This is a genomic window from Haloferax gibbonsii, assembly GCF_001190965.1.
GTDB lineage: Archaea > Halobacteriota > Halobacteria > Halobacteriales > Haloferacaceae > Haloferax > Haloferax gibbonsii.
This window is the reverse complement of record NZ_CP011947.1, coordinates 658,873-681,540: the sequence shown is the minus strand read 5'-3', so window position 1 is coordinate 681,540 and position 22,668 is coordinate 658,873. Positions and strand designations below refer to the sequence as shown.

Below are 22,668 nucleotides of genomic sequence, written 5' to 3'. Positions count from 1 at the left end.
GGCGGTCGCAGACGGGGGTAGTCGTGGGAGGGCGACCGCAGGCGTCGACGATGGCGCGGTCCGTGAGTCGCTTCCGCCTCCCGCGCGTTTATGAGCGTGGGAGCGTAACTGACGGCCATGCCCGCGACCCTCGAAGTCAAGTGCGCCAACGAGGACTGCGAACTCGACATGTTCGAGCTGCACTACACCTACGACATGCCCGACGACGTGACGGTGGCGGACTTCTCCTGTCCGTACTGCGGCGAGTCCCGCTTCCTGGAGGAGATTCAGCTATGAGCGACCTGCGGAAGTTCGGCGAGTCGGCGGCGAACGCCGTCCTCGAACGGGTCGGCCGCGGCGTCAGCCAGATGCAAGAGCGCAAGCCCCTCGCCCACGACCTGCTCGAATCCGAGGACGCCTACCTCGTCGTCTTCGACGCGCCCGGTGCCCGCGCCGAGGACGTGCAGGTCCGCTTCCTCGACGGCGAGGTCGAGATTCGCATCGACCGCTTCCGCGACTTCCACGAGGGCTACGAGATGCGCTTCCCCGGCCGCGGCCTCACGCTCTCGGGGAAGGCGACCATCCCCTCCGACGCGTCGGTCGAAGCCGCCGAGGGGACCGCCACGGTCGGCAAGAACGGCACGCTCCAGATTCGGATTCCCAAGGACGAGCGCGCGAGCGACATCGCCGTGACCGAGGAGGAAGACGAAGGCGAGGCCGACACCGACACCGAGTCCGAGGCCGACGACGAAGTCGACTTCGGCGACGTGGACGACCAAGACGCCTGAAGTGTCGTTTCGGGCGCGACGCGGCGACCGCCCTCTTTTCCCGTTCGTTCATTCCCCGTCGAGCGTCATCCCCTCGACCACCGCGAACTCCTCGTCGCCGTCGAAGCGCCGAGGGTCGAACGCGTCCGGTATCGACGCCCGACCGTCGCCGAGCACCGCCTCGGCGAGTCGCTCACCGATTGCCGGCGACCACATGAAGCCGTGGCCGTGCCAGCCGGCGGCGACGTAGACGCCGTCGGCGACCGCGCCGACGAGCGGGTTCCGGTCGGGGGTCGCCCCGCAGAGGCCGGCCCACGCGCGGTCGAGTTCGAGCTCTGACCCGCCCGCGTCGCCGACCGTCGCCCGGTGCCGAACCGCGTCGAGCGCGTCGGCGACGAACCAGTCGTCCGCGGTCGGGTCCCAGTCGTCGGGGTCGGGCTCGACCGGTTCGACGCCGTCGCCGGCGAGGACGCCGCCGGGGTGCGGCCGAAGGTACGACTCGTCGGTCGCGTCGTAGACGGTCGGTCCGCGGTAGTCGCAGTCGGCGACGAGCGCCTGCGCCCGGTACGGCTTGAGCGCGATGGGGTGGCCGGCGTCGGCCAGCAGGCGGCGCGAGTGGACGCCGGCCGCGACGACGACGGCGTCGAAGCGGGCGGTCACCACGTCGTCGACGGCGACGCCCGGCGGGTCGGTTCGGAGCGACACCGCGTCGCCGACGCGGAACTCGACGCCCGCGGACTCGCACTTCTCGACGAACAGGTCCGCGTAGGCCGCCGGGTCGGCCCAGCCGGCGTTCTCGGCGACGCCCGCGAGGAGCACGTCGTCGGTCCGAATCGGGAACCGGTCGGCCAGTTCGTCGGCTCCGACGAGCGACACCGCGCGGTCGTGGACCCGCATTCGCTCGACCGACTCTTCGAGGGCCGCGGCCGCCGCGTCGTCGCCCTCGCGCGCGAGAAAGACGTAGGGCGTCTCGTGGAAGGTGAACCCGCCCTCGCCCGAGAGGCTCCGAAACCGGGCCATCGCGCGGTCGGCGACGGCCACGTCGATGTCCTCCGCGTAGGCGTCGTAGCAGATGCCGGCGGCGCGGCCCGTCGACCCGCCGCCGGGCGCGTCGCGTTCGAACAGCGTGACTCGCGCGCCGCGCTCGGCGAGGTCGAAGGCGGTCGTCAGGCCGACCGCGCCCGCGCCGACGACGGCGACGCGCGCCGATTCGTTCATACCCCGTCTGCGTCGGCGAGCGACTTGAATGGCCGCCGCTCGCGGTCGTAACGTCGGTCGAGACCCGCGCGGCGCGGTCGCTCAGGATGTGTAGAGAGACGGGGTAGGTCGGCCGGCCGTGGCCCGCGTGGAAACCACGTGGGTCCGAAAGGAGCCACCCGACCGTGCCGTCACCTGTCCTCTCCGGCGGCCGCGTAAAAGGCCTCCGGTGCTCGGTGCAGGGACGGGACGAGCGCGGGTGACCGGCTGGCGGCGCGCCGGACTACTCGGCGAACTCGTCGACGCCGCGGGCCGGGTAGCCGACCACGAGGTCGATGCCGGCGTCGCGGAGGTCGTCGATTCGCCGGCGCACGTCGGTCACGGAGCCGATGAGCGCGTAGTCGCGCGAGGCCTTCAGGAGCACCTCGCGGGCGCGGCCCTCGGCCGAGGCGTCGGTCGCGGCGTCGTCGGGGAGCGCGCGAGCGACGGGACGGCGGCGAGAGACGTACGCGCCGACGGCGTCGAGAATCTCGTCGTCGTCGTCGGTGAGGGCGGTCGGGGCGTAGACCGCGATTTCGCCGTCGAAGCCGGCGGCCCGGAGCGCCCGAACGTCCCTACGGGTCGACCGCGAGAGGAGTTCGTACTGGGTGCCGCCGGCGGCGAGGGCGATTCGTTCGATGCCCTCGGTGCCGACCCACGCGTCGGGCGCGCGCTCTCTCGCGGCGCGGAGACGGGGCGCGACCGCGCGGCGCGCCTCGTCGTCGGTCAGATACGCGCCGTGGCCGGCCACGAGCACCTGCCGAATCCCGTCGGGGAGCCACTCGTACAGCGAGTCGTCGCCGAGCGGGTCGAAGCCGTCGGCGCGGACCGGCGTGGTCAGTCGAATCTCTTTTTCGGCCGCGAGTTCGCGAAGCACGTCCTCGTCGGGGAGTCGCTCGCGGCCCTCGTAGTCGATAGCCACGATGTCGAGCGGGACCGACAGCGCCTCGCGCACGTCGCACTCGGCGGGCTTGAGTGCGACAGCGTCCAGACCGGCTTTCGAGACCGCACGCTCGGCGGTCAACATACTATCACCACAGAACTTTCAGTACCGTCGCGGAACGCGATCCATCGTCTGTGCGACCATGTGAGAACGGATAGCGCGGAGGAGGCCAAAACCCTGTCGGTGACGGCGATGATAGCTCTCCCGACGACGTTTATATACCCCGTTTCGAAGCGGCGGCGAGCGGCGGCGAATCGCGTGACGACTCGTCTCACGGCGGAATACCGATGATTCGTCCGTCGTACTGCCACGATTGTATTCAGGACGCAATTCTAAACTCGAAGTAGTAGTCGAAAATGAATCGTGACAGTCTCAGACGCCCGTTTTCGGTGATTCCCAGTTCTATAGATTCGGAAATCGCGTCGCCGTTATATGGGGTTCGCGGCCGACGATTCAGATGTAAGGTGAACCGAGATGGCCGCTAACGCACAAATCGAGATGCTGGGGAACAGGATGGACTTCGACTACTCGCGGGGCGTCACGGGCTACGTGCTCGTGTTGACCCGCCTCATCACCGGTTACTGGTTCCTCCACGCGGGCTGGGGGAAGATAACCGGTGAAGCGTTCAACGCCGGCGGCTACCTCGCGAACGCCCCCGCCGCCTCGCCGCTGCAGGGCTTCTTCGCGTGGGCCGCCGCGACTCCGTGGCTCCTCGACCTCACGAACATCATGGTTCCGTGGGGCGAGTTCCTCATCGGTCTCGGGCTCATCGTGGGGGCACTCGTCCGGCTCGCCGCCTTCTTCGGCGGCGTCCTGATGGTGTTCTTCTACCTCGGGAACGCCGACTGGGGCCACGGTCTCGTCAACAGCGACCTGTTCGGGCTGATGATGTTCGCCATCGTCGGCACCCTCGCGGCGGGCCGTATCCTCGGCCTCGACGCCATCATCGAGAAGATGGAGTTCGTCCGCCAGCGCCCCGCGCTCAAGTACCTCCTCGGCTGAGGAGGTACTCGGGGGGCACGGGGGGCGGAAAGGGAGTTGTCGCGGGGGCGACGACACGCTGACGCTGTTTTTCGGAACTGACTCAGGCACCGCGAGCGGGCGCACCGGGGGCAGTACGCCGAGGAGAACGAGACGCCGAGCGGGGACGCTACACCGGGTAGTCGGCGTCGGGGTCGACCACGCGGTCGACCTCCTCGGGGGCGCGCCAGTCGGTCGTGAGTTCGAGCAGTTGCACGAGCATCCGCCCGGTCGCGCCCCAGACGGTGTAGCCGTCGACGTGGAAGAAGTGGAGTCGAATCTCGCCGTACTGCGGGTGGTCGCGGCGCTCCGACTCGTAGTTCGTGCGGTCGGTCAGGTCGTCGACCGCGAGCACCGCGATTTCGGCCACCTCGCGCTGGTCGGGTTCGTACTCGCGGTCGGGTACCGTGGCGACGAACGGGGAGACGGCGTAGTCGGTCACGGTGAGGATGTCGTCGAGTCGGCCGTGAAAGGCCGCCTCCTCGGGCCGGAGCCCGATTTCCTCGTTGGACTCGCGGAGCGCGGTCGCCCGCAGGTCGGCGTCGCTCGGCTCGCGCCCGCCGCCGGGGAAACTCATCTGGCCCGGATGCTCGCCGAGGTGGTCGGCGCGCTTGGTAAACAGGATGTGCGGCCGCTCGTCGCGGAACACGACGGGAGCGATGACGGCCGCCCGCCGGCCCGCGTCGACGGTCACCGGTTCGTGTCGGGTGACGCCCGCGAGGTCCATCGTCACGATTCGTAAAGAGATGCCGAGACTTAGGCCTGCCCCTCCGCGTCCAGCGCGGCGTCGAGGCGCTCGCGAATCGACCCGACGTCGGTGTCGGCCCACGCTTCGAGGTCGTACGTCACGTCCAGCAGGCGATCGATTTCGTCGTCGTCTCCCGTCTGCACCGCGCTCGCGGCCGCCGCCCGGAGACGGCTTTCGACCTGCGTCGCCAGTTCGTCCCGCGGCACCTCGCGAGTGGGGTAATCGAGGATGTGCGGCAGGTCCTCCGCCCGGTCGGGGAGCGTCGGAAACGCCATCGGCCCGACCGTCAGGAGTTCCGCGTCCGTCTCGTCGTCCTCGTAGGGGACGAGGTAGTAGGCGTCGACCGCGTCGGAAATCGCGTCCGAGAGGGCGTCGCCGTCGGTCTCGCGGCCCTGTTTGAACGCGAGTTCGTCCAGCGCGGTCTCCAGTTCCTCGCGGGTGAGCGCCCCGAAGAGGTCGACGACGCCCGCGAGGTCGTCGTAGGTCGCCTCGCTCATCGGCCCGCAGCCTCCCGCACGTCGGCGAGGTCGTCGCTCGCGGCCGCGAGCACCGCGTCGGGCGACAGCGACGTGTCCCGCCACGCCGGGAGCCGCGTGTCCTCGCCGGGCTTCGAGATGGCCTCGGCGTAGGTGGCGACCTGCTCGCGCTCGTCCGCCCGGTCGTAGTCGAACCCGTTGAACGCGGCGTCGGCCGCGTACTGCTCGACCAGTCTGTTCCCGGCCTCGCGGTAGCGCTCCGCGAGCGTGTCGAACTCGACGCTCCCGCCGTGTTCCACGACGGCCCGGAGGAGCGTCCGCCCGACCGACTCGCTCATGTCCGAGAGGCCGGTCGGCCCGCTCACGGAGCGGTGGTCGTGTTCGTACTCGCCGAGGTCGACTTGCGCGCTCCGGTCGAAGCCGGCGCGGGCGAAGGCGTCGCCGAGGGTGCCGACTTCGAGGCCCCACTTCCGCGGCGACCGCATCCGCAACGCGAGGTCCGAGGTAGCAGCGAACTCCCCCGCGAGGGCGTACCGGAACGAGTCGAGATACCGGACGATGGGCGCGTCAGTCTCGTCCTCGAGCGCCCGGACGAGCGGGGCGTAAAACAGCCTGAACAGCCGGCCGTAGAGCCGCCCCTCCTCGACGCGGGCGTAGTAGCCCTTCGAGAAGTCGTGGCCGTGCGCGAGCGGAAACAGGAGCCGCGGGACGTAGCGCTCGTCGTAGGTCTTCGTGTCCGCGTCGTGGACGACGACGTACTCCTCGCGGGCGGCGCAGCCGAGCGCGAGCCACACGTCGCGGCCCTTGCCCCGCTCGCCGTCGAGGCCGTGGGAGTCGAGGAGGTCGGCGACCCGGGGGCCGTCGCACCACAGCACGTCGAGCGGCAGGTCGTACTCGTCGAGCCAGTCGGCGAACGGGGCCACCCGGTCGGCGGGCGCGCGGAGGGGGACGACGACCCGCGCCGGCGAGAGCGACTCCAGCGTCGAGAGCACCCGCTCGGCGGCGAGGCCGGCGTACTCGCGCTCCGTCATCGGCACGACCACGGCGGCGCGGTCGGTCGGGGCGTCGGGGACCGAACCGGAGAGGTCGTGGAGCGTCGTGACCCGCTCTTGTACGTACTCCATCGTGTCGGTCGAGGGACCGGGCGAGCAAAAGTGCGGCGAGAGCCGAGCCGGCTGCCGGCTTCGCTCCGGGAGCGGCCGGGCGGTCCGGGGGGTCAGTTCGGGATGCGCCCGGCGCGCTGGAAGGCGATGAGACCCGTGACGACGACCGCCAGCCCGACCGAGAACCAGAAGAACACCTCGTCGAACGCGTAGCCGAAGTCGGTCAGGGTGCCGACCACGCCCGACCCGCTGGCCTGGAATATCATCATGCCGAACGAGTACACCGAGTAGGCGCTCCCGCGGCTCTCGTCGGGCAGCGTGTCGAGCAGGTAGGCGTCGAGCGCCGGAAAGAGGCTGTGGATGACGTAGCCGACGACCGCGGTGACGACGAGGAGGCCGACGAGGCTCGTCGTCACGGTCAGGACGAACACCGAGACGACGAAGGAGACGAGCACGCCGAGGATGTACGGGATGCGCGGCAGCTTGTCGGCGAGCCGCCCCGAGAGGAAGAACGCCGGCACGCCCGCGCCGAAGATGACCGTCAGCATGTTGCGCGCCGTCGTCGCCGGCAGTCCCTTCGACACCATGTACAGCTCGTAGAAGTTGAACAGGCCCTGCCAGACGAAGCCGGTGAAGCCGAGGATGACGATGCCGGTGAGGATGACGCGCCACTCGCTCCGGGCCGCGCCGAGGAGGTCGCGGTCGGCCGCGCCCGCGTCGGGGAGGTCGGTCGAGCGGGCCGTGAAAAAGAGCGCGAGGGTCACGACGGCGGCCGCGAGGCCGACGCAGACGAAGACGAGTTGCCACGCCGCGGAGACGAACGGGAGCCGGGGGACGAGGTCGGGACCGACCGCGAGGACGAGCGTGACGAAGGGGGCGACGCCGACGGCCGCGAGCTGGCTGGCGGTGCCGTGGATGCCCATCGCGCGGCCGACGCGGTCGGGGAACAGCTCGCTCACGAGCGGGTTGGCGGCGACGAAGTACGCCCCCGAGGCGAGCCCCATCGAGACCGCGCCGACCATCAGCGTCTCGACGGTGGTCGCGCTGGCGGTCACGCCCGAGGCGACGACGAGGACGACGCCGGTCCCGAGCACCACGCGGTGTCTCGGAACGCGGGTGAGCAGCCAGCCGGTGGGCACGCGGAGGACGGCGCTCCCGAGCCAGACGAGGGTGGCGACGATGCCGACGGTGGCCCGGTCGACCGCGAAGAACGTGATGAACTCCCCGAGAAGGGGTGCGAAGACGACCCGCGCGAGGTTGACGAGCAGCACCATCCCGCAGAGCGTTCCGAAGAGGCGGCCACGTGACACGGACGGAACCGCGCGCCGCGGGGTCACAACACTTTCGACTGAGCGGGGTCGTCGGCGCGTCGTGCGGGCGAAAACGGGGGTTCGTCGTCGGGTTTTTATGTTCGTTGCACAAACGGACACCTATGAAGACAACGCGGAAGGGGCTTCGAGACGGGGAGTTGGAGAAGGATACCTACGGACGACTGACCTGTTCCGAGTGCGGCGAGTCGCTGAAGAAGAAAAACGACCCGGACGAGGTGTTTTCCCTCCGCATCTGCGCCGACTGCGGGCGGGAGTGGAAAGAACTCAGATAAGACGAACCGACTGACAGCGGACGCCCGACGGGAACCGGCGGCCGCTCACTCGAACACCGAATCGAACGTCCGCGCCCCGAGGGGGTCGAACGTGCCGGCCGCGATGTTCTCCGCGACGTGTGCTACCGACGACGCGCCGACGAGCGCCGCGGTCACGCCGGGCGCGCTCCGCGAGAAGTTGAGCGCCCGCTGTGCCGCCGTGTCACCGGCGAGCACCGAGTTCACCGACGCCGGAATCTCCGTCGCGAGGTCGCCCTGCGCGAGGCTGGCGCTCGTGAAGGCGTGCAGGCCGTGCTCGTGGGCGTACCAGAGCGCGCTCATCGCCTCGCCCGCGTCGGTGTCGTGGGCCTCGACGGTGAACGCGTCGGCCATCACGACGTTGAACGGGAGCTGAATCGCTTCGAGCGAGTGCTCGTCGTTGCCGACGGTGTCGGCCGCGCGCTCGGCCCGGCGGACGAGTTCGGGGAGCGACAGGTACGCGTCGTGGTCGGGCGCGACCCGGAGCGCCTCCCACGTGGCGACGCCGTAGCGACCGATGTCGTCGGCGGCGGCCCGGCGTTCGAGGACCTCGAAGGCGGCTTCGATTCGGTCGTACACCGTCTCGCGGTCGGCGACGGCCAGTTGCGTCTCGGGGTTGTGCAGGTAGTAGCAGTCGACGTGGTCCAGTCCGGTCAGGTCGAGCGACCGGTCGACCATCTCGTCGACGAAGGCGGGTGCGATGGTGTGGCTGCCGTGGGCGAGTTCGTGCGGGTCGGCGAGGCCCGCGTCGAGGACCGTCTCGCGGACGTACGCGCCGGGGTCGTCGGGGCGCTCGCGGTCGAAGGGGACGAACCCGGCCTTCGAGGCGACGACGACGGCGTCGCGGTCGACGTCGGCCCCGCGGACCGCGTCGCCGACGACCCGCTCGGCGCGGCCGTGACGGTAGTTTGACGCCGTGTCGACGAGGTTGACGCCGTGTTCGAGCGCGGAGACGAGCGACTCGCGGTAGCGGTCGTCGACCGCGTCGGTCGGCTCGCCGAGGTAGGTCCCGATGCCGATACTGGAGACGACGCCGGGGCCGAACCGGCGGTAGAAGGTGCGGCCGAAACTGTCACCGAACCGGTCGCGGTAGGCCCACGTCGCCCGTCCTGTAGCCATGGGCGGGGCTACGGCTGCCGACGGTTAAGGGCCACCGGTCCGGGTTCGGAGGCGGCCGCCTGCGAGTCAGATATCGCCCGACAGCGCCTCGAACACGTGTTCGATGAGTTCGTCGCGGGCGATGGACTCGCCGTTGCCGCCGTCGGTGACGGCGTCGGGGCGGATTATCTGGCCGCCGCCCATCCGGGCGTGGCCGCCGGCGCTCGCCCCGCGGTAGTGGTCGAGGGCGGCCTCCAGCGTCCGACCCATGTGAACCCGGTCGTCGCGGGAGCGACCCGAGAGGTAGACGTTGCTCTCGCGCTCGCCGCAGACGACCGCCGCGGTGACGCCCTCGAGTTGGATGAGTTCGTCGGCCGCCTGCGGGATGGCGTCGACGTTCGAGATGGTGCCGATGTCGGCGACCGCGAAGGGACCGCGCACGTCGCGGCCGGCGATGGCTCGGGCCTTCGCCTCCAGCACCTCGCGGGAGACCTCGGGATTGGCGATGCGGTCGAGGTGGTCCTCGTTGACGCCGGGAAAGAGGAAGCCGGCGGCGTCGAAGTCGGCCGCCGAACAGCCCGCCGTGAGGTGTTTGGTGTCCGTGAGAATCCCGTAGACGAGGCCCGTCGCGACCTGCGAGGGGACGGTGTACGAGGCGTTCACCTCGCTGGCGTGCATGTCCGGCGGGACGGGCTTCGCGCCCACGTCGCGGAAGTACTCGGCGATGATGCTCGAACACGCGCCGTAGTCGGTGCGCACGTCGGTGAACACCTCGCCGGTCCCGTCGCCGGGGTGGTGGTCGACGACGGCGTAGGGGAGAACGCCCTCTGCCCCCGCGAAGCCGCGAGGCGCGTTGTGGTCGACGAGGACGACCGCCTCGGCGGCGAGGTCGCTCACGTGGTCGATAGGGTCTAAGTCGAGGTCGAGAACGGTGCGAAACGCGCGATTTTCCTGATGTCGAATCTGGCCGGCGAACTGGATGGTCGGTGTGGTACCGACCTGTTCTGCGAGACAGGCCACGCCGATCGCCGCGGCCATGGCGTCGGGGTCCGGGTTCGGGTGCATGAGGACGGCGACCTCGTCGACGTCCTCCAGCGCCTCGGCGAAGCGCGTGCCCATCGGCCGCTTGAAGCGAATCGCGGCGTAGACGACGAGCGAGAGGGCACCGAGCGCGACGACGAGCGCCGCCGCGATTTCGGGGTGCGCGCGCACGAACGAGTCGATAGACTCGAAGATAGCACCCGTGTCGAACTGCCCCACCGGACCGAACATACACAACACGACCGGGGCCTACCGTATGAATATTCCCCCTAATCGAGTTGTCCTGAGTGACAGAATTTCGGGGATTCGAACCTGTCGCCCCCCGAATACGCTCAGTCGTCGCCGGCCCGGTAGGCGTCGATTGCCGCCCGGTAACCCTCGCGATACGTCGGATACGTGAACGAATAGCCGAGGTCGCGGAGGCGGTCGTTCGAACAGCGCTTGCTCGTCAGGATGCGGCGACGGGCGGCCTCCGAGAGGTCGCCGACGTCGAGGCGTTCTTCCTTCGTACGCTTCTCCGGACGCGGCACGCCGCACTCGTCGGCCAGCCAGTCGGCGAACTCGTGTTTCGAGACGGGTTCGTCGTCGACGACGAGGACCGTGTCGTCGCGGGCGCGGTCGGTTTCGAGGAGGTACGCGACGACGCCCGCGGCGTCGTCCCGGTGGACCATGTTGAGGTAGCCCGCGGTGACCGGGCCGTTCAGGTAGCGTTCGAGCCGGTAGCGGTCGGGGCCGTAGAGCCCGGCGAACCGGGTGACCGTTCCCTCGATTCCACGCTCGGCGGCGTGCTCGCGGGCGACGCGCTCGGCCTCCGCGAGGACGCGCGTCTTGTCGGTCGTCGGGTCGAGCGGCGTCGACTCGTCGACGAAGTCGCCGCCGTGGTCGCCGTAGACCCCCGTGCTCGACGTGTAGACGAGGCGTTCTGGCGGCGAGTCGCGGGCGGCGAACTGGTCGATTGCCGTTCGGAGACCCTCGACGAAGACGGTCCGGGCGGCGTCGGCCCCGCGGCCGCCGGAACTCGCGGCGAAGACGACGTGGTCCACGTCGGGGACCGACGCCAGCGAGTCGGCGTCAGTCACGTCGGCGCGGACCGCTTCCGCGCCGGTCGCTTCGACGGCGGCGAGGCCGTCGTCGGAGCGGCGGACGCCCCATACGTCGTGGTCGTCGGCGACGAGCGTGCGTGCGAGTTCGAGGCCGACGTAGCCGCAGCCGAGGATGGCGACTCTCATCGTTCGTTTCGGACGGCGATGACGTGGTGGATGGCGGCCAGTTCGTTCAGCGTGGCGGCCGTGCGCCCCTCGATTGCCTGTTGAATCTCCTGTCCGGAGAGGTCGAGGTCGACCTCGGCCGCGAGCGTGTCGACGTCGAGGATGCCGCTCGTCATACCCATGAGGAGGTGGTCGCGGAACTCCCAGACGATGGCGTCGGCGTCGGGGTTGCCGTCGGCGAGTTCGAGGACCGCGGCGGCCTGTTCGAGCGTGAGGTCCAACACGCCGTTCGAGAGCGCGGCTTCCGAGACGCCGGCGGCCTCGGCGGCCGTCTCCGACCCGGCGGCGTCGACTGCGCGGCGAATCTCGTCCTCGTAGGCGGCTCGCAACTCGTCTGCCGAGAGGGTTCCGGGCTCCGCGGCGGCGTCGTGCAACATACACCGCGATTCGGCGTTCCGGCGGCAAAACGGTTGCCACTCGGGTCGTATTGGCGGCTACCCGTCCGCATGGCAGTCGCCCGCGACGGTGCATCCCGGTCCGCCAGCCCAGCCCTCGGAGCGCTCGTCCGCGTCGCCGTCGATGTCGCCGACGCCGACGCCCGACGGGGGCACCGCGACGACGATTGTCGTCTCAACGTCGAACGTGACGCGGTCGCCGTGGCCGACCGTCTCCGCGACGCCGTCGCCGTCCCAGTCGAGAGCGACGGTCGAGCCGTCGCGGGCGTACGTGAGGGATTCGGCGTCGCCGCGGGCGTGGACGCGGAACTGCGCGAACTCGCCGGCCACTTCCACGTCCCAGACGTTGACCGTCGCGTACCAGTACCCCGGGACGGGCGCGACGGGCATCCCGGCGGGGACGCGCTTGAACGACGTGTCGAAGCGGGAATCGAGCGTGTCGTTCACGCGGTCGGTGACCGCCTTCTCGGTGGCGCTCATCGCCGCGTCGGTCGCCGTGTCGGCGACGGCCTGCTGACGGGCGGTCCGCGTCGTCTCGACGGTCCGGTTCGTGAGCCGCTGTGGGACCGTCGTCGAGCGGTCCCGGCGGACAGTTCGGAACGCCTCGTCGAGGCGGCGTTCGAGAAGGTCGGCCTCGACGGTTCCCGCGCCGGCGGCCTCGACGGCGATTGTGCGGGCCGCGGAGCCGTTCGTCACCGCCAGCGCCCGGTGGGCCGGGTCGTCCCACTCGCCGAGCGCGCGCTCCAGAATCCGCTGACGCTCCGTCATCGAGCGGTCGGTGTGCGCGCGGAGCGTGTCTCTGGCGGCCTCTTCGGCGGGAACCGTCGACCGGTCGACCGCGATTTCGAGCCTGTCGCGCCGGTCGGCGAGCGTCTCGTTCGTGCCGTTCGTCGCCGCGAGCGTCGAGTCGGCGGCGAGGAGAGCGCGGGCCGCGACGCGGAGCGGGACGCGGCGGTTCGCGCCGAACACCGGTTCGAGGACGGTGTCGGCGGCGTCGCCGTAGGGGAGCGTGAACAGGTTGGTGTTGCGGGCGACGAGCGGGTGGTAGGTGCCGCCGCGGGAGACGGTCGGCATCGCGGACCCCGAGAGGCCGCCGAGCGAGAGGTACATCGGGTCCGCGTCGGGGACGAAGCGGACGCCGTTTTCGTTGCCGGTTCCGTTCGCGCCGTCCGCTCGGGTCTCGCCGAGCGTCGCGCGAGCGACCTCCTCGGCTCGGACCGCCTCCGAGAGCGACCCGAGGTTCGCGTCCGTACTCGCGTCGTCGGCCGCGCCGGTCGCCGCCGCGGTCCGGTTCGCCCGGCGGTCGAGCGCCGCCAGCACGCGGTCGAGGTACGCGGCGCGAACCGCGACGCGCGCCCGGTCGGAGACGCCGTCGTAGGCGGCCGGCGCGCCGACGAGTTCGGGACGGTCGGCGCGGAGTCCGGCGGCGAGTTCCGCGGCGGGGTTCACCTCGCCCGCGGCGACCCGCCGAGCCGACACCGTCACACTGCGGTTTTTGACGCGGTCGGCGAGCGCGACGAGGTCGGAGCGAATCCAGCGGTCGAGGCCGGGAGCCATCGGTGCGGTCGTCTGCTGTCGGGCGGGCGCGTCGCCGTCGGCGACGTCGCGGGCGAGGTCATCGAAGCCGCCGCGGGTCGCAACCGCGTCTTCGGCCGCGTCCGCGGCCGCGGCGAAGTTCTCGCCGTCGAGCGCGCCGCCGGGTTCGACCGCCGGGTCGAGAGGTCGTTCCGGGGCGGACACGGCGGCCGGGTCCACGACGGCCGCGAGGTCGACGCGCGTCCTCGTCTCCGTCGTTTCTTCGGTGTGGAACGTCTCGTTGCCCCGACGCCACGTCCGAGTGGTCGTCTCGCTCGTCGTCACGATGCGGGAGCCCGCGTCGACGACGACGGTATCGGCTTCGAGCGCCGGCGTTCGCGTCGCCACCGTCTCGACCGACGAAGCCGTCTCGGTCGCGGTGTCGACGAGTTCCCACTCGGTTCCGAGGTCGACCGGCGGGTCGTCGCTCCGGGAGATGACGGTCGCGTCGGATTCGATTGCGACGGTGGCGCGATGGGCGTCCGCGACCACGTCGTCGGAGGTGGGCGCGTCGCCGTGGCCGTCGACGAGACCGACCAGCGCGTGGTCGGCCGCAGAGCCGACGGAGGCGTCGATGGTCCGGTTCGTCGGAATCTCGTTCGCGGCCGACTCGGCGGACGGGTTCGGTGCGGGAAGCGCGTTCGCCAGTTCGGGCGCGGCCGGAACGCCGGTCTGCGAGAGCAGGCTCCGGGCACCCGCGTGGACGGCGGCACGCCCGGTCGCCCCGCGAGCATCGGCGTCGGTGGTTCCGAACGCCTGCTGTTCGGCGAGCAGGACGCCGGCGTTCGTCGCCAGCGCCGCGTGGTCGTTCGAGACGACGTTGTCCACGGGCGCGCCGGCGTACTGGCTCCAGCCGCGGGACCACGCCGAGACCCACAGCGCGGTCGTCACCGTCGCGTCGAGCGTGCCGCCGTCCAGCGCGTTCGCGTCGAGGCGGCGCTCGAAGGTCTCGGTTCGGTCGTGGAGCGCGAGGATGGGCGTCCGGACGCCGACCGTCGCGGTGACGGACTCGGCGGCGACCGTGCGACCGCCGCGAGCGACCTCGACCGAGACGTTCTCGACGGTCGCGACGAGGACGGTCCCGTTCTCGCGGCCCGAAATCGAGACGCGGTCCATCGCGTCGCGGAGGGCCGACTCGTTCGTCGGTCGCGGCAGGGTCGCGGTCGCGTTCACGTCGCCGCGGGCGACGGAGACGGCCCGAAGCCGCTCTGTCGCGGCGAGGGCGATTCGGAGCCTGAGGTAGTCGCGGAAGGTTCGCTCCTCGGAGAGCAGTCGCCCGACGGTCGTGTTCGCGGGCGAGGTGACGGGGTTCGCCGCGGCCTCGCGCGCCGCGTCTCCGACCGCCGCGCGGACGGCGGCGTCGGCCTGTGCGGTCGCGCGGTCCATCGCGTCGTCGACGCGGCGGTCGGCAACGGGGTCGTGAGCCGAGAGCGCGCCGGAGAACGTCGCGCTCCCGACGAGGAGCAACACGCCGAGCAGGGCGAAGGGCACCCGACCGCGGTCGTCGTCGGCGAGCCTCACGCCGACCACGTCCTGACGACGACAGTGACGCGTCCGACGGAGACCGCTTCGGCGGCGGCGCGCGGGGTGTCGTACCGGGCGCGCATCGCGTCGGCGAAGCGCGGCGCCAGCGCGGCCGCGAGGTCGGCGTTGGCGGCGCGGGTCTCCTCGCGGGCGACTTCGGGCGCGACGGAGGCGTTCACCAGCGCGCCGGCTCGTTCGTACCGGTGGGTCATCAGCGTCGAAACCGGCTCGTCGCCGCGGAGCGCGAGGCGGGCGAGCGCGGGCGGGAACAGCCCGGCGACGGTCCGGTTCGCAGCGACGCGAGCGACGGCGTCGAAGCCGTCGTCGCTGGCGGCGACAGCGTCTTCGCGCGCCGCGGGGAACCCGCTCGGCACGTCGAGCGTCGCGGAGTGAACCGTTTCCGAGGACGGCGGTTCGGGTCCGAGGGCGTCGGTCGCGCGGACCGGCGCACCGGGGAACGGCGTCCACGCGACGGCGACGGAGACGCCGCGAGTCGGGAGTTCGGACGCGACGCGGGCGGCGGCCCGGGCCCGGAAGTCGTCGCGGGCGCTGGTCAGCCGAACGCCGTCGACGGTCACCGCCCCGAGTGTCGCGCGGGCGAGGAGGCCGGCGAGGCTGCTGTGCGCGGTTCGGTCGAGTTCGCGGGCGTCGACGCCGCCGGCATCGAGGAGCGACGGGTCCGCGGCCTCGACGCCGGGGGCGAGCGAGTAGGTGACCGTCGCGGTGCTCGTCGCCAGCGACGAGGCGACCCCGTCGGCGTCGATAGCGGCGGTGTCACGGTCGATTCCGGTGTCTGCGCCGGCGTCAGCGGTGACGACGAGACCGATACTCGCGGTCACGAGCAGCAAGCAGACGGTCACGTCGAAGACGAGGTCGGTCATCGCCACACCTCGACGCGGAGCGTCCCGAAGCCGACGCGACCGGGTTCGACGCGAACGCTGACCCGAGTCGAATCGGCGTCGGCGTCGGTAGGCGCGGCGGGGCCGACGGCGCGGCGGTCGCCGTCGACCGCGACGACGACGCGGCAGGAAAACCCGTCCGGACAGGCGTCGAGCGCGTCCGAGAGCCGGGAGCTGACGACCACGCCGGAGTCGTCGGCGAGGGCGGACTCGACGTTCGACAGCGTCGCCGGCGCGAGGTCGCGGTCGGTCGTCGGTAGCGAGTCGTCGAGGACCGTCGCGTAGCCCGAGATGGCCGCGCAGACGACGAACAGCGCGGTCAGCGCGGCGACCGGCGAGGTCTGCGCCCTACGCCGAGACGACGGTGACATCGGTTCCCTCCCAGGTGACGTGGCGGACGACGAGCGGTTCGCTGGCGGGCCGCCACGAGACGTTCCGGTCGCGTGCGGTCTCGGCCGCGGCGGCGAACGCGGCGGGCGAGTCGAAGACGGCGCTCGGGGACGCGCCGGCGGCGACCGACCCGAGCCGGGAGTCGGGGGTCGCCGGCGTCACCGGGCCGAAGGCGAACGCGGCGTGCGCCGCGCCGCCGTCGTTGCGGAGGCCGATTCGGTGCGAGCCGATGCGGACGGCGTCGGCGTCGAGTTCGTGTTCGGCGGTCGCGTCGTACTCGGCGACGGCCACGGCGTCGACGGCGTCGGCGACTCCCGAGGCGTCGGGCGCGGGCGCCGTCGGGAGGCCGGCGACCGTCCCGACGAGGACGGTCGCGGCCACCGAGAGTGCGGCCCACGTGTAGAGCGTATCGAGCGGTGCGTCGAGCATAGACCGGGGTGGTCCCGTCCGGGTATATAAACCTCAGCACGGGACGGCGACGGAAACGGAACCGGTGACGAGCGTCCCGAGGACCGCGACTCAGACGAGCGTCCCCGCGGCGGCGAACGCGACTGCGAACGTCGTCGTCGCCGAGACGAGCGCGCGGCCGACGCGGGAGGCCACGAGGTGACGGTCGAGACCGTGTTCGACGCCGACCGAGAGCGTCGTCAGGATGACCGCCGAGAGGAGGACGTACGCGCCGACGGCCAGCCCGAGGTCGGCGGTCGAAAGCGGCGTCGCGACGGCCGTCTGGTCGAGCGTCTTCGCGGGGGCCATCCCGTCGGCGAGCGCGACGGTCGCACCGGCGACGAGCGGCCCGAAGACGGCGGCCGTGTTCGACAGCGTCTCCGTGACCGAGGCGAGTTCGCGGCGGGCCTCGGCGTCGAGTCGGGAGAGCGCCGAGAGCTGGTCGGCCATCGAGACGATTGCGCGACCGGCGGGTCGACCCTCGCTGGCGGCGAGGCCGAGGAGCGTCGCCACGCCCGCGACGCGGGGGCTCGGCGTCGATTCGAGGACGCCGTACTCGCCGCGGAACGACTCGACGACGCCCACGCGGAGGCGACGCTGGACGCCGACGGCCTCTTCGAGCAGGTCGCCGGTTTCGCCCGGGACCGAGGTGGCCGCGCGGGCGAGCGCGGATTCGACGGCCTCGCCCTCGCCGACGGCGCGACCGACGAGGTAGAGCGCGTCGGAGAGGCCGTCTTCGACCGCGCGGACGCGGGCTCTGAGCGCCACGACCGGGCGGGCCGCGACGAACAGCGCGGTTCCGGTTCCGATGCCGACGACGGCGAGCGGCGCGAGCCACGGCGCGACGAGCGCGTCGGCGGCGACGAAGCCGGTGATTCCGGCGACTGCGCCACCGGCGACGCCGAGAGCGCGGTGGTCGTCGACCGCGGGGTGAGACGCGTCGACCGAGAGCGGCGCGAACGCGACCGGCCGCCGAACGAGCACCCATCCGACCGCGGCGAGGAGACAGGCGGGAAGCGCCACGTCGTAGACGAAGGCGACGTGCCCGGCGGTGACGCCGACGCCGGCGACGCGGGCGGCCGGGAGCGCGCCGACCAGCGCGAGCGGGAGCAGGACGCCGAAGGCGTAGACCGCCGTCACCGGCCCGCGGACGGAGCCGACGAAGTCGGCGAGGCGGTCGCGGGTGCCCTCGCGGACGACCTCGTGGGCCCGGTCGAGCGCCCGGTCGCGCTCGCCGGCGGGAACGTCGGCGGCGGTCTGCAGGAGCGCGGTCGAGCGGTCGAGCGCCGGGAACCACGTGCGCCAGGCGTCGGCGAACTCGGAGAGCCCCGCCGTCGGCGTCCCGCGGGCGCGGTCGACGTGTGCGGCGAGCGAGGCCGAAAGCGGGTCGTCGCCGCCGTGCGCGGCGAACGCGCTGGCCCGCTCGACCGAGGGCTCGATGCGCATCCGGAGCGCGATACGGCCGACGAGTTCCGGCGCGTTCCCGAGCGCCCGCGTCCGGCGGAGCGTCGCCAGCCAGACCGGGAGCGTGTGAATCGCGTGGGCCGCACCGAGCGCGGCCGCGAGCGCGACGAAGACGACCGTGACGGTCGGGAGTCGAGCGAGATGGGCGACCAGTCCGCCGAGTAGCCCGGCGGGAAGCGACGAGCCGTAGCCCGCGGCGACGACCGTCTCGGGGGCGAGATTCGAGCCGAGAAACGCGAGCGACCGACGAAGGTCGTCGCTCGGCTCGGCGTCGATTGAGTCGGGCGAGAGCCGCGCGAGCGTCGTCGCGGCCGAGTGAAGTATCCGAGTCGAAGCGGAGTCCGCTCCCGCTCCCGTGCTCGTGGCCGTGTCCGGACTCAGCATCCCGAACCACGCTCCGCACGGGCCGCGGCGATGTCGTCCGGCGTCGTTCGTCCCGTGTCAGCCAGCGATTCGAGACGCGCAGCGCGAGCGTCGAGCGCGTCGAGTACGTCCGCGTACGACTCGTCGGGACGGGCCACGGACTCGACCGCGAGGCTGTCGCCGCGCGCGACCGACCCCGTCGGTTCGAGGGTGCGTCCGTCGTGTTCGAACAGCGTCTCGAACGTCGCGTCGTCGCCGACGGGCCGGACCTCCTCGACGCGTGCGACCCGGTGAGCGTTCGCGCGCTCGCAGGTGACGACGAGGTCGGTCGCGGCGAACGACGACGCCGGGACGCCGAGGTCGGAGACGACGCGCTCGCGCACGTCGGCGGCCCCGTCGCCGTGAATCGTTCCGAGGACCGCGTTGGCGTTCGCCCCGACGCGCATCGCCTCGTAGAGCACGGCGGCCTCCTCCCCCCGGACTTCGCCGAGGGCGAGCGCGCCGTCACCCAGCCGGAGCGCCGCGTGAAGCGCCTCCTGCGGCGTCGGTTCGGGGCCGCCGGTCGTGTCGGTTCGGAGCGTCTGCACGTCGCGGTCGGCGTCCAGCAGACTCGACGCCGGGAGTTCCGGCGTGTCCTCGATGAGCACCGTGCGAACGTCGCGCGGGAGTTCCCACAGGAGCGAGCCGAGGAACGTCGTCTTGCCGGCCCCGCGCGACCCGGCGACGAGGACCGAGGCACCGCGTTCGACCGCGAGCGAGCAGAGCGCCGCGGCCTCGGCCGAGAGCGTCCCGTTGGCGACGAGCGCGGGGAGCGTCAGCGGCGTCTCGTCGTGGCGGCGGAACGCGAAGCCGAGGCCGTCGCTGGCGGGCGCGGTCACGCCCGCGACCCGAACGGTCGCGCCGCCGGCCTCGACCACGGTGTCGAGCGTCGGGTCGGCGCGGGAGAACGACGCGCCGCTCACGCGACGCAGGCGGGAGGCGAGCGACTCCGCCCCGCCGGGGGCGAGGCGGACGTTCGTCGGCATCGAGACGCCGTCGGCGACGACGCGAATCGGGTTCTCGTCGGCGGGCGTCGAGACGTACACGTCCGAGACCGCGGGGTCGGAAAACAGGTCGTCGAGGACGCCGTGGCCCGCGGTGTGCTTCGCCAGTATCGCCGCGAGCGTCTCGACCGGGTCGTCCGGGTCGGCGACGAGTCTGACGGCGCGGCCCGGTGCGCGCGGGCCGGCGTCGACGGCACCGCTGGCGAGTCTGTCGTGGGCGGCTTCGAGAGTCCGCGCCGCGCGCTGGTCGAGCGCCGATTCGGGCGGCGTGAGGTGGTAAACGGGGCCGCGAGCGCTCTCGTACCGGCGGGCGACCGCGCCGGTGTCGAGGTCGGTCGCTCCGACGAGTCGCCCGTCGGCCGGGGGACGGGGGTCGACTCGGGAGCGCGCGAGCGTCGGGCCGACGACCGCCCGGAGCGCGTCGCCGTAGTCGGCGCTTCGAGACGCACCCGCTGCGAGTCCGGTCTCGATGGCCGCGCGGCGGACCGGCCCCGCGCGACCCGTCGCCTCGTGGGCGGCCCCGAGCGGGTCTTCGCGGGCGCGGTCGGCGAGGCGGTCGTCGCGGAAGCGGACGCGCTCCGCGAACCGGCCGGCGGCGACGAGCAGGCCGGTCGCGGCGTCGTCGTACCGGCGCTCCAGTCCGTCGGCGCGGACGACGAGCCGGTCGGCGTCGCGGGTTTCGAGCGCGCCCACGACCGTCGCTCGACAGGCGGGCGCGGTCGAGAGCGACCCGCGGTGCGGGCAGTCCCCGGCGTCGACCGCGAGCGTCACGGTGTCGTCGTCGGGGCGGTCGGCGGGCGTCGAGAACGCGGTCACACAGCCACACTCGTCGGGAGAATCGCGGGGTGCGACCCGAACGCCGGTCGCGTCGGCGAGGCGGTCGCCGAGCGCGTCCGGGAGCGCCGCGGCGACGGTTTCGGAGAGGGGTCCGATGGAAGAGGAGTCGAGGGGCATACGGGGGCGTGGTCCCGTCCGGGTATTTGAACCTACGCCGCCGGCGGGTCGGCCGTCGCGGGGGCGAGGACGACGACCGAACCGCCCGCGTCGGCTTCGAGCGTCAGCCTGAGTCGGTGTTCGCCCGGCCCGAGGACGAGTCGGTCGCCGACGACGCGAATCCGAGGACCGCCGACGCGACGGACGACGGTCGGGCCGCCGGCGACGCTCGCCGAGAGTTCGACGCCGTCGCCGCCGCGAACCGCGAGTTCGGAGACGCCGGCGGCCCGCCACGACCCGACGGGAACGTCGAGGACGACGTGACGCCGCGCACCCGCCACACCGGCGGGTGTCGGGTCTTCCGCGGCCGCGAGCGCCGTCGCGGCGTGCGCGACGTCGTCGGCCATCGAGCCGATTTTCACGGTCGTCGCGTCCGCTCTCGCCGCGTCGGCCGCCGGGAAGACGACGCCGGCGATGGCGACCGCGAGGAGGCACGCGAGGACGACGCGAATCACAGCGCGTCGCGGAGGCGGGCGGCCAGTCCGCGGTCGGCGGAGTCGGCGGCCCGGGAGTCGGTGGCTCGGCTGCTAGGTTCGCGCCTGGGAGTACCGCCGCGCCCGTCGGCGGGTCGTTCGGCGTGCGACACCGCCTCCGCAGCGAGTGTGTCAGCCGACTGCGACGGCGCGGGAGACGCGGTCTCGTCGACGAGGTCGGCTTCGAGCGATTCGGCCTTGGCGAGCGCGGCGTTCGCCCGGCGCTCGACGTCCTCGTTGACCGCGCGGACGCCGCCGAGGTAGCCGCGCACCGCCTGCGTCGCGGCGTCCACCTCGTCGAGGCGCTCGGTGAGCGACTCGACCGCCGATTCGAGCTTGGAGACCCGACGCTCGACGGACGCGAGGTCCTCCAGCGACGAGAAGTCGGCGTCGCCGTCGGTGATGGTTCGCTCGACCGCGTCGAGCCGCGCGGCGAGGTCGGCAGTGCGGTCGGCGGTGTGGTCCGCCGCGACCGGTCCGCGGGAAGCGGGCGTGCCGGCGTCTGCGTCACCGTCAGCGTCGAAGTGGACTGGGTCGGCTGTCATGGGGCGGCCTGGTCCCGTTATCCCTGATAAAGCTCCGGGGTTGAACGGGGTTCGAGCGGCCGAGCAGTTCTCCCGTGGGGAACGTTCAAGACGAGCGACGGAGTGGACTGTGGTATGAAAACCGTCCTGATTGGTGTGGGCCAAGCGGGTGGGAAGCTCACCACCGCCCTCCAGTCGTTCGACCGACAGATGGGGTTCGGCGCGGTGCTCGACGCCGTCGCGGTGAACACCGCGAAAGCGGACCTCCAGCCGCTTCCGGTCGAGACCGTGCTCATCGGCCAAGACCGCGTCAACGGTCACGGCGTCGGCGGCGACAACGAGCTCGGAGCCGAGGTCATGGAGGCGGACCAGACCGAGGTCATGTCCGCCCTCGACGGCCGCGTCACGGCCGAAGCGGAGTCGATTTTCGTCGTCGCCGGGCTCGGCGGCGGCTCCGGGTCCGGCGGCGCGCCCGTCCTCGCGAAGGCGCTCCGCCGCGTCTACGACGTGCCGGTGTACGTCCTCGGAATCCTGCCCGGACAAGACGAAGGAGCGATGTATCAGGTGAACGCCGGCCGCTCGCTCAAGACCATCGCCCGCGAGTCCGACGCCGTCCTCCTCGTCGACAACGACGCCTTCCGCTCGTCCGGCGAGTCGATGAGCGAGGGCTACGACGCCATCAACGACGCCATCGCCCGGCGGGTCGGTCTGCTCTTGGCGGCCGGCGAGGCGACCGAGGGCGTCGGTGAGAGCGTCGTCGACACCTCTGAGGTCATCAACACCCTCCGTTCCGGGGGCATCGCCGCGCTCGGTTACGCGAGCGCCGAGGCCTCTCCCGACGCCGAGGACAACATCAACGCGGTCATGAGCACGACCCGTCGCGCCGTGCTGACGGGCACGAGCCTGCCGGACGCCAGCGACGCGGACTCTGCGCTCGTCATCATCGCCGGCGAACCCGACACCATCCCGCGGAAGGGCGTCGAGCGAGCGCGCCGCTGGGTCGAAGAGGAGACCGGCAGCCTGCAGGTCCGCGGCGGCGACTTCCCGCTGGAGAGCGGCCGTCTCGCGTCGCTCGTCCTCCTCGGCGGCGTCGAGCGCTCCGAGCGGGTCGAGTCGTTCATGGAACGCGCCCGCGAGGCCATCGACCAGGCGAAGACCGAAACGCGAGAGGACCCCAAAGAGATGTGGCACAACGACGACCTCGACGACCTGCTGTGATGGCGACCGGCCAACACTGGCGCGACTAACGACCACATAATTCCACTTTTTCAAGACGTT

General features: G+C 72.0%; 23 protein-coding genes. 5 read left to right on the top strand and 18 right to left on the bottom strand.

Going from position 1 to position 22,668, the window contains the following annotated elements:
• Positions 1 to 117: 117 nt before the first annotated feature.
• Together ABY42_RS19720 and ABY42_RS03645 are read left to right on the top strand one after the other, a co-directional pair.
• Complete coding sequence (locus tag ABY42_RS19720) at positions 118 to 276, top strand: DUF7559 family protein (protein WP_004972714.1); 159 nt, start codon at positions 118 to 120, stop codon at positions 274 to 276.
• Positions 273 to 767, top strand: coding sequence for an Hsp20/alpha crystallin family protein (locus ABY42_RS03645; RefSeq protein ID WP_004972716.1), 495 nt, complete (start codon positions 273 to 275; stop codon positions 765 to 767). The genes ABY42_RS19720 and ABY42_RS03645 overlap by 4 nt, the downstream gene beginning before the upstream one ends.
• 48 nt (positions 768 to 815) lie before the next feature.
• Here ABY42_RS03645 and ABY42_RS03640 read toward each other — a convergent pair whose 3' ends face one another.
• Positions 816 to 1,964: an NAD(P)/FAD-dependent oxidoreductase gene (locus tag ABY42_RS03640; protein ID WP_004972718.1), complete on the bottom strand. Its 1,149-nt coding sequence runs from the start codon at positions 1,962 to 1,964 to the stop codon at positions 816 to 818.
• A 262-nt stretch (positions 1,965 to 2,226) separates the two neighbouring features.
• The gene (locus ABY42_RS03635) at positions 2,227 to 3,009 is read right to left on the bottom strand and encodes a DUF7388 family protein (protein ID WP_050458744.1); all 783 of its coding nucleotides are present in this window, start codon (positions 3,007 to 3,009) and stop codon (positions 2,227 to 2,229) included.
• A 429-nt stretch (positions 3,010 to 3,438) separates the two neighbouring features.
• On the opposite strand from ABY42_RS03635, the gene ABY42_RS03630 reads away from it, so the two are divergent.
• Positions 3,439 to 3,927, top strand: coding sequence for a DoxX family protein (locus ABY42_RS03630; protein ID WP_004972722.1), 489 nt, complete (start codon positions 3,439 to 3,441; stop codon positions 3,925 to 3,927).
• Between the two features lie 148 nt (positions 3,928 to 4,075).
• Here ABY42_RS03630 and ABY42_RS03625 read toward each other — a convergent pair whose 3' ends face one another.
• From ABY42_RS03625 to ABY42_RS03610, 4 genes are all read right to left on the bottom strand, one after another.
• Positions 4,076 to 4,672 carry an NUDIX hydrolase gene (locus ABY42_RS03625; protein ID WP_050458743.1) on the bottom strand — a complete coding sequence of 199 codons (597 nt, stop codon included), beginning with the start codon at positions 4,670 to 4,672 and terminating at the stop codon, positions 4,076 to 4,078.
• A gap of 29 nt (positions 4,673 to 4,701) precedes the next feature.
• A complete protein-coding gene (locus ABY42_RS03620) occupies positions 4,702 to 5,190 on the bottom strand; it encodes a DUF7109 family protein (protein ID WP_050458742.1) in 489 nt (162 codons plus the stop codon).
• Positions 5,187 to 6,293 (bottom strand): glycosyltransferase family protein, encoded by a 1,107-nt coding sequence (locus ABY42_RS03615; protein WP_050458741.1) that lies wholly within the window; start codon positions 6,291 to 6,293, stop codon positions 5,187 to 5,189. Before ABY42_RS03615 ends, ABY42_RS03620 begins: the two co-directional genes overlap by 4 nt.
• Before the next feature lie 92 nt (positions 6,294 to 6,385).
• Positions 6,386 to 7,546 carry an MFS transporter gene (locus ABY42_RS03610; protein ID WP_004972735.1) on the bottom strand — a complete coding sequence of 387 codons (1,161 nt, stop codon included), beginning with the start codon at positions 7,544 to 7,546 and terminating at the stop codon, positions 6,386 to 6,388.
• Positions 7,547 to 7,704: 158 nt separating this feature from the next.
• Here ABY42_RS03610 and ABY42_RS19715 point away from each other — a divergent pair, with 158 nt between their 5' ends.
• A complete protein-coding gene (locus ABY42_RS19715) occupies positions 7,705 to 7,875 on the top strand; it encodes an HVO_0758 family zinc finger protein (protein ID WP_004972738.1) in 171 nt (56 codons plus the stop codon).
• 45 nt (positions 7,876 to 7,920) lie between these two features.
• Here ABY42_RS19715 and ABY42_RS03605 read toward each other — a convergent pair whose 3' ends face one another.
• From ABY42_RS03605 to ABY42_RS03550, 12 genes are all read right to left on the bottom strand, one after another.
• Complete coding sequence (locus ABY42_RS03605) at positions 7,921 to 9,012, bottom strand: aldo/keto reductase (protein WP_050458740.1); 1,092 nt, start codon at positions 9,010 to 9,012, stop codon at positions 7,921 to 7,923.
• Positions 9,013 to 9,078: 66 nt separating this feature from the next.
• The gene (locus ABY42_RS03600) at positions 9,079 to 10,263 is read right to left on the bottom strand and encodes a DHH family phosphoesterase (RefSeq protein WP_004972741.1); all 1,185 of its coding nucleotides are present in this window, start codon (positions 10,261 to 10,263) and stop codon (positions 9,079 to 9,081) included.
• Positions 10,264 to 10,364: 101 nt separating this feature from the next.
• Positions 10,365 to 11,261 (bottom strand): SDR family oxidoreductase, encoded by an 897-nt coding sequence (locus ABY42_RS03595; RefSeq protein ID WP_004972743.1) that lies wholly within the window; start codon positions 11,259 to 11,261, stop codon positions 10,365 to 10,367.
• The gene (locus tag ABY42_RS03590; RefSeq protein WP_004972745.1) at positions 11,258 to 11,677 is read right to left on the bottom strand and encodes a DUF5791 family protein; all 420 of its coding nucleotides are present in this window, start codon (positions 11,675 to 11,677) and stop codon (positions 11,258 to 11,260) included. Before ABY42_RS03590 ends, ABY42_RS03595 begins: the two co-directional genes overlap by 4 nt.
• Positions 11,678 to 11,734: 57 nt before the next feature.
• Positions 11,735 to 14,800, bottom strand: coding sequence for a DUF7286 family protein (locus ABY42_RS03585; protein WP_050458739.1), 3,066 nt, complete (start codon positions 14,798 to 14,800; stop codon positions 11,735 to 11,737).
• Positions 14,788 to 15,675, bottom strand: coding sequence for a DUF7284 family protein (locus ABY42_RS03580; protein ID WP_050459886.1), 888 nt, complete (start codon positions 15,673 to 15,675; stop codon positions 14,788 to 14,790). The genes ABY42_RS03585 and ABY42_RS03580 overlap by 13 nt, the downstream gene beginning before the upstream one ends.
• Positions 15,672 to 16,064 carry a DUF7285 family protein gene (locus ABY42_RS03575; protein WP_050458738.1) on the bottom strand — a complete coding sequence of 131 codons (393 nt, stop codon included), beginning with the start codon at positions 16,062 to 16,064 and terminating at the stop codon, positions 15,672 to 15,674. Before ABY42_RS03575 ends, ABY42_RS03580 begins: the two co-directional genes overlap by 4 nt.
• The gene (locus ABY42_RS03570) at positions 16,042 to 16,512 is read right to left on the bottom strand and encodes a DUF7283 family protein (protein WP_050458737.1); all 471 of its coding nucleotides are present in this window, start codon (positions 16,510 to 16,512) and stop codon (positions 16,042 to 16,044) included. The genes ABY42_RS03575 and ABY42_RS03570 overlap by 23 nt, the downstream gene beginning before the upstream one ends.
• Before the next feature lie 90 nt (positions 16,513 to 16,602).
• The gene (locus tag ABY42_RS03565; protein WP_050458736.1) at positions 16,603 to 18,378 is read right to left on the bottom strand and encodes a coiled-coil domain-containing protein; all 1,776 of its coding nucleotides are present in this window, start codon (positions 18,376 to 18,378) and stop codon (positions 16,603 to 16,605) included.
• Positions 18,372 to 20,354 (bottom strand): type II/IV secretion system ATPase subunit, encoded by a 1,983-nt coding sequence (locus ABY42_RS03560; protein WP_050458735.1) that lies wholly within the window; start codon positions 20,352 to 20,354, stop codon positions 18,372 to 18,374. Before ABY42_RS03560 ends, ABY42_RS03565 begins: the two co-directional genes overlap by 7 nt.
• Before the next feature lie 32 nt (positions 20,355 to 20,386).
• Positions 20,387 to 20,848 (bottom strand): DUF7311 family protein, encoded by a 462-nt coding sequence (locus ABY42_RS03555; RefSeq protein WP_050458734.1) that lies wholly within the window; start codon positions 20,846 to 20,848, stop codon positions 20,387 to 20,389.
• Entirely contained in the window at positions 20,845 to 21,411 is a 567-nt protein-coding gene (locus tag ABY42_RS03550) for a DUF7310 family coiled-coil domain-containing protein (protein ID WP_050458733.1), read from the bottom strand. Before ABY42_RS03550 ends, ABY42_RS03555 begins: the two co-directional genes overlap by 4 nt.
• A 114-nt stretch (positions 21,412 to 21,525) precedes the next feature.
• Between ABY42_RS03550 and ABY42_RS03545 the strand changes: the two genes are divergently transcribed.
• Positions 21,526 to 22,608 (top strand): tubulin/FtsZ family protein, encoded by a 1,083-nt coding sequence (locus ABY42_RS03545; protein WP_004972763.1) that lies wholly within the window; start codon positions 21,526 to 21,528, stop codon positions 22,606 to 22,608.
• The last annotated feature ends 60 nt before the right edge of the window (positions 22,609 to 22,668 follow it).

Bases quoted from the DNA above. Each gene is read 5' to 3' on its own strand.
- ABY42_RS19720 (WP_004972714.1), top strand. From the start codon at position 118: ATGCCCGCGACCCTCGAAGTCAAGTGCGCCAACGAGGACTGCGAACTC.
- ABY42_RS03645 (WP_004972716.1), top strand. From the start codon at position 273: ATGAGCGACCTGCGGAAGTTCGGCGAGTCGGCGGCGAACGCCGTCCTC.
- ABY42_RS03640 (WP_004972718.1), bottom strand. From the start codon at position 1,964: ATGAACGAATCGGCGCGCGTCGCCGTCGTCGGCGCGGGCGCGGTCGGC.
- ABY42_RS03635 (WP_050458744.1), bottom strand. From the start codon at position 3,009: ATGTTGACCGCCGAGCGTGCGGTCTCGAAAGCCGGTCTGGACGCTGTC.
- ABY42_RS03630 (WP_004972722.1), top strand. From the start codon at position 3,439: ATGGACTTCGACTACTCGCGGGGCGTCACGGGCTACGTGCTCGTGTTG.
- ABY42_RS03625 (WP_050458743.1), bottom strand. From the start codon at position 4,672: ATGGACCTCGCGGGCGTCACCCGACACGAACCGGTGACCGTCGACGCG.
- ABY42_RS03620 (WP_050458742.1), bottom strand. From the start codon at position 5,190: ATGAGCGAGGCGACCTACGACGACCTCGCGGGCGTCGTCGACCTCTTC.
- ABY42_RS03615 (WP_050458741.1), bottom strand. From the start codon at position 6,293: ATGGAGTACGTACAAGAGCGGGTCACGACGCTCCACGACCTCTCCGGT.
- ABY42_RS03610 (WP_004972735.1), bottom strand. From the start codon at position 7,546: ATGGTGCTGCTCGTCAACCTCGCGCGGGTCGTCTTCGCACCCCTTCTC.
- ABY42_RS19715 (WP_004972738.1), top strand. From the start codon at position 7,705: ATGAAGACAACGCGGAAGGGGCTTCGAGACGGGGAGTTGGAGAAGGAT.
- ABY42_RS03605 (WP_050458740.1), bottom strand. From the start codon at position 9,012: ATGGCTACAGGACGGGCGACGTGGGCCTACCGCGACCGGTTCGGTGAC.
- ABY42_RS03600 (WP_004972741.1), bottom strand. From the start codon at position 10,263: ATGTTCGGTCCGGTGGGGCAGTTCGACACGGGTGCTATCTTCGAGTCT.
- ABY42_RS03595 (WP_004972743.1), bottom strand. From the start codon at position 11,261: ATGAGAGTCGCCATCCTCGGCTGCGGCTACGTCGGCCTCGAACTCGCA.
- ABY42_RS03590 (WP_004972745.1), bottom strand. From the start codon at position 11,677: ATGTTGCACGACGCCGCCGCGGAGCCCGGAACCCTCTCGGCAGACGAG.
- ABY42_RS03580 (WP_050459886.1), bottom strand. From the start codon at position 15,675: ATGACCGACCTCGTCTTCGACGTGACCGTCTGCTTGCTGCTCGTGACC.
- ABY42_RS03575 (WP_050458738.1), bottom strand. From the start codon at position 16,064: ATGTCACCGTCGTCTCGGCGTAGGGCGCAGACCTCGCCGGTCGCCGCG.
- ABY42_RS03570 (WP_050458737.1), bottom strand. From the start codon at position 16,512: ATGCTCGACGCACCGCTCGATACGCTCTACACGTGGGCCGCACTCTCG.
- ABY42_RS03565 (WP_050458736.1), bottom strand. From the start codon at position 18,378: ATGCTGAGTCCGGACACGGCCACGAGCACGGGAGCGGGAGCGGACTCC.
- ABY42_RS03560 (WP_050458735.1), bottom strand. From the start codon at position 20,354: ATGCCCCTCGACTCCTCTTCCATCGGACCCCTCTCCGAAACCGTCGCC.
- ABY42_RS03550 (WP_050458733.1), bottom strand. From the start codon at position 21,411: ATGACAGCCGACCCAGTCCACTTCGACGCTGACGGTGACGCAGACGCC.
- ABY42_RS03545 (WP_004972763.1), top strand. From the start codon at position 21,526: ATGAAAACCGTCCTGATTGGTGTGGGCCAAGCGGGTGGGAAGCTCACC.